At 64.2% G+C, this 1,259-nt stretch carries 1 protein-coding gene; it reads right to left on the bottom strand.

Translation table 11 applies throughout. From position 1 onward, the window contains the following. Positions 1-1,259: type VI secretion system tip protein TssI/VgrG (gene tssI / locus U862_RS0128985; protein WP_025113572.1), on the bottom strand; the 1,259-nt coding region annotated here is incomplete at both ends.

Genomic DNA, 1,259 nt, shown 5'->3' with positions numbered 1-1,259 from the left:
GCGCCGGTGCCGCTGCCGGGACTGCCGCCGGAGTTCATGTTGATCACCGGGCCGCTCATGGTCACGCCGCCGGCGTCGATCTTGATGAAGCTGCCGCCGCCGATCAGGGTCAACTCGGCGCCGGCTTCAAGCACGACTTTCATGCCGCTGCTCAGGTGGATTTCCTGGCCAGCGTCGATGAACTGGCCGGTGCCGATCTTGATGTGCTGGTTGACGCCCACGGTCAGGTGGTCGTTGGCACGGGCTTCGACTTTGCGGTCGGCGTAGACGGTGTGGTGCTCTTCGGCCTTGAATTCGCTGTAGCTGTTCTTTTCGACGGTGTCGTGGCGTTCGTTGCCGACGCGGATCTTCTGGTCGTGTTCGATGTTCTCGTCCCAGTCGCGCTGGGCATGCAGGTAGATCTGCTCCTGACCTTTCTTGTCTTCGATGCGCAGTTCGTTGTAACCGCCGCCGCCCATGGAGCTCAGGGTCTTGAAGGTGCTGCGGGTCTTGTTCGCCGGCAGTGCGTACGGGACGGTGTTTTCCTTGTGGTACAGGCAGCCGCTGATCAGCGGTTGATCGGGGTCGCCTTCGAGGAAGGTGACCAGCACTTCCATGCCGATGCGCGGGATGGCGATGCCGCCGTATTGGGCGCCGGCCCAGGCGGAAGAGACGCGCAGCCAGCAACTGGTCTTGTCGTCGGCCTGGCCTTCGCGGTCCCAGTGAAATTGCACTTTGACGCGGCCGTACTGGTCGCAGTGGATCTCTTCGCCTTTGGGGCCGGTCACCACGGCGCTCTGGCTGCCGAGGATGCGCGGTTTCGGGTGGCGCAGCGGCGGACGGTTCGGCACGTCCCACGGGGTCGCCTGAAAGCGGTTGCGATAGCCCTGATGGAAGTCGTCTTTGAGCGCGGTGGTGTCGCTGGTCACCGACTCCTCGAGCACTTGCGGCTGCTTGCCTTCGTGCAGGACTTCGGTGAGCAGCCACAGGTCGTTCCACTTGGCCTTCGGGTGCTCGGTCAGGGCGAGGAAATGGCCGCTGACCAGCAGCGGCTGGTCGCTCTTGCCTTCGGCGAGCTGGAAGTCGCTGCGGTGACGTTCGAGGGCGCGTTTGGCCAGGTGCTTGCCGCGCTCGCGGTCGATGAAGCGGCCCGGGTAGTCGTAGTCTTCGAGGTCGGGCAGGGCGTCGCCACGGTTTTCGCTTTCTAGGGTGATGCGCGGTTTTTCGAAATCGTAGTCGCGGCGCGTGGTGCGGCTGGTACGGGTTTCCAGGCGCAGGTC

This window comes from Pseudomonas sp. H1h, assembly GCF_000633255.1.
Lineage (GTDB): Bacteria > Pseudomonadota > Gammaproteobacteria > Pseudomonadales > Pseudomonadaceae > Aquipseudomonas.
This window is presented reverse-complemented; position numbering and strand designations above follow the sequence as displayed.